2 protein-coding genes are annotated in these 3442 nt (G+C 70.1%); both read left to right on the top strand.

The window, feature by feature from the left end:
• The first annotated feature begins 214 nt into the window (after positions 1–214).
• Positions 215–3058: a type I DNA topoisomerase gene (gene topA / locus CCN56_RS39495; RefSeq protein ID WP_086832412.1), complete on the top strand. Its 2844-nt coding sequence runs from the start codon at positions 215–217 to the stop codon at positions 3056–3058.
• Between the two features lie 173 nt (positions 3059–3231).
• The coding region (locus tag CCN56_RS39490; RefSeq protein WP_143664806.1) for a hypothetical protein at positions 3232–3442 on the top strand (211 nt) is incomplete at its 3' end.

Here is a 3442-nt window from a genome sequence, read left to right as displayed (position 1 = left end):
CCTGGCATTCCTGCCGCCCGACCGGGAGTCGGGCGGCAGGAATGCCAGGACTCGGGTTACCGTTCGAGTGGCCGTTGCGGGCTTTTGCCGTTTGACACGGGGGCGGGTTGTACCGTCACACTCCGCAGCGACGGGAGCGTCACCGTCCGTGCCGCTGCCGTGCGTGCCAGCGCCGTACGTGCCAGAGAGTGTCGATCCGGAGAGAAGAGCGAAGTTGTCCCCGACCAGCGAGACCGCACACGGCGGCCGCCGACTCGTCATCGTCGAGTCGCCTGCCAAGGCGAAGACGATCAAGGGCTACCTCGGCCCCGGCTACGTCGTCGAGGCGAGCGTCGGGCACATCCGCGACCTCCCCTCCGGCGCCGCGGAGGTGCCGGAGAAGTACACCGGCGAGGTGCGCCGCCTCGGGGTCGACGTCGAGCACGACTTCCAGCCGATCTACGTCGTCAACGCAGACAAGAAGGCGCAGGTCAGGAAGCTCAAGGAGCTGCTCGCCGAGTCCGACGAGCTCTTCCTCGCCACCGATGAGGACCGCGAGGGCGAGGCCATCGCGTGGCACCTCCAGGAAGTCCTGAAGCCCAAGGTCCCGGTCCACCGGATGGTCTTCCACGAGATCACCAAGGACGCGATCCGCGAGGCCGTCGCCAATCCGCGCGAGCTGAACCAGCGCATGGTCGACGCGCAGGAGACCCGCCGCATCCTGGACCGGCTGTACGGCTACGAGGTCTCGCCGGTCCTGTGGAAGAAGGTCATGCCGCGGCTGTCCGCCGGCCGTGTGCAGTCCGTCGCCACCCGTCTCGTCGTCGAGCGGGAGCGCGAGCGCATCGCGTTCCGTTCCGCCGAGTACTGGGACCTCACCGGCACCTTCGGCACCGGCCGCTCCGGTGACGCCTCCGACCCGTCCTCGCTGGTCGCCCGGCTGAACACGGTCGACGGCAGGCGCGTCGCGCAGGGCCGCGACTTCGGCGCCGACGGGCAGCTGAAGACCGCGAACGTGCTCCACCTGGACGAGGCGAACGCGCGGGCGCTGGCCGCCGCGCTCGCCGACACGGCGTTCTCGGTGCGTTCGGTCGAGTCGAAGCCGTACCGCCGCTCCCCGTACGCCCCCTTCCGGACCACCACCCTCCAGCAGGAGGCGAGCCGCAAGCTGGGCTTCGGTGCGAAGGCGACCATGCAGGTGGCGCAGAAGCTGTACGAGAACGGCTTCATCACCTACATGCGTACGGACTCCACGATCCTCTCCGACACCGCCGTCGCGGCGGCCCGGGCGCAGGTCACGCAGCTGTACGGTGCCGACTACCTGCCGGAGAAGCCGCGCGTCTACGCGGGCAAGGTCAAGAACGCGCAGGAGGCGCACGAGGCGATCCGGCCTTCGGGTGATCGTTTCCGCACCCCGGCGGAGACCGGCCTCACGGGCGACCAGTTCAAGCTGTACGAGCTGATCTGGAAGCGGACCGTCGCCTCCCAGATGAAGGACGCGACCGGCAACTCGGTCACCGTGAAGATCGGCGGCCGGGCGGCCGACGGTCGTGACGCCGAGTTCAGCGCGTCCGGCAAGACGATCACCTTCCACGGCTTCATGAAGGCGTACGTGGAGGGGGCCGACGACCCGAACGCGGAGCTCGACGACCGCGAGCGGCGCCTGCCGCAGGTCGCCGAGGGCGACGCGCTGACCGCCGAGGAGATCACGGCGGACGGCCACGCGACCAAGCCGCCGGCCCGCTACACCGAGGCCTCGCTGGTCAAGGAGCTGGAAGAGCGCGAGATCGGCCGCCCGTCGACGTACGCCTCGATCATCGGCACCATCCTCGACCGCGGCTACGTCTTCAAGAAGGGCACGGCGCTCGTCCCGTCCTTCCTGAGCTTCGCCGTCGTCAACCTCCTGGAGAAGCACTTCGGGCGGCTCGTCGACTACGACTTCACTGCCAAGATGGAGGACGACCTCGACCGCATCGCGCGCGGTGAGGCCCAGGCCGTGCCGTGGCTGAAGCGTTTCTACTTCGGTGAGGGCGAGTCCGGCGGTACGGGCGGCGCGGCGGACGCCGGGAACGGCGACGGCGACCACCTCGGCGGCCTCAAGGAGCTCGTCACCGACCTCGGTGCGATCGACGCGCGCGAGATCTCCTCCTTCCCCGTCGGCAACGGCATCGTGCTCCGCGTCGGCCGCTACGGCCCGTACGTCGAGCGCGGTGAGAAGGAGCAGGAGGGCCACCAGCGGGCCGACGTGCCCGACGACCTCGCCCCCGACGAGCTGACCGTCGAGCTCGCGGAAGAGCTGCTCGCCAAGCCGAGCGGTGACTTCGAGCTGGGTACGGACCCGGTCAGCGGCCACCAGATCGTCGCCAAGGACGGCCGCTACGGCCCGTACGTGACGGAGATCCTGCCCGAGGGCACCCCGAAGACCGGCAAGAACGCGGTGAAGCCGCGTACGGCCTCCCTCTTCAAGTCGATGTCCCTCGACACGGTCACCCTGGAGGACGCGCTCCGGCTGATGTCCCTGCCGCGGGTCGTCGGCGCGGACGCCGAAGGCGTCGAGATCACCGCGCAGAACGGCCGCTACGGCCCGTACCTGAAGAAGGGCACGGACTCGCGGTCGCTGACGGACGAGGAGCAGCTCTTCACGATCACCCTTGAAGAGGCGCTCGCGATCTACGCGCAGCCGAAGCAGCGGGGCCGGGCCGCGGCCAAGCCGCCGCTGAAGGAGCTGGGCACCGACCCGGTCAGCGAGAAGCCCGTGGTCGTCAAGGACGGGCGGTTCGGCCCGTACGTGACGGACGGCGAGACCAACGCCACCCTGCGCACCGGCGACAGTGTGGAGACGATCACACCCGAGCGCGGCTACGAGCTGCTCGCCGAGAAGCGGGCCAAGGGGCCGGCGAAGAAGGCCGCCAAGAAGGCCCCGGCGAAGAAGGCCGCGGCGAAGAAGACGGCCACGAAGACGGCGGCGAAGAAGACCACGACCGCCAAGAAGACCGCGGCGAAGAAGACGACCACGGCGAAGACGGCCACGGCGAAGAAGACCGCCGCCAAGAAGACGGCGGCGGCCAAGCCGGAGTAGTACCCGAAGGGGTGTGGGGGAGGGCGGGAGCGGTGTTCCCGCCCTCCTCCGTTTTCCGGGCGGGAGCGGGCTTCCGTCCTCCTCCGTCTTCCGGGCGGGTGCGTGCTTCCGCCCCCCTACGTTTGTTCGGGCACGGGCCGCGGGGAGCAAGGCCGTCCGGATAGGGTGGACGGATGACGCGAGCAGAGCAGCCAGACCGCCTGGGCGATTCCGACGCCGCACTCGTCGCGGATTCCCGGGAGCGCGCCGTACGCGCCCTCTTGCGCCATCAGCCGCTGCGCAGGCTGTGGAGCGCCCACCTGGTCGGCAGCACCGGTGACGCCCTCGCCCTCCTCGTCCTCGTCCTCCTGGGCCTCCAGGCCGCGGTCGCCGAGGGCGCCCTCG

The organism is Streptomyces sp. NRRL B-24572 (assembly GCF_002156145.1).
In the GTDB taxonomy this organism is placed as follows: domain Bacteria; phylum Actinomycetota; class Actinomycetes; order Streptomycetales; family Streptomycetaceae; genus Streptomyces; species Streptomyces vietnamensis.
This window is presented reverse-complemented; position numbering and strand designations above follow the sequence as displayed.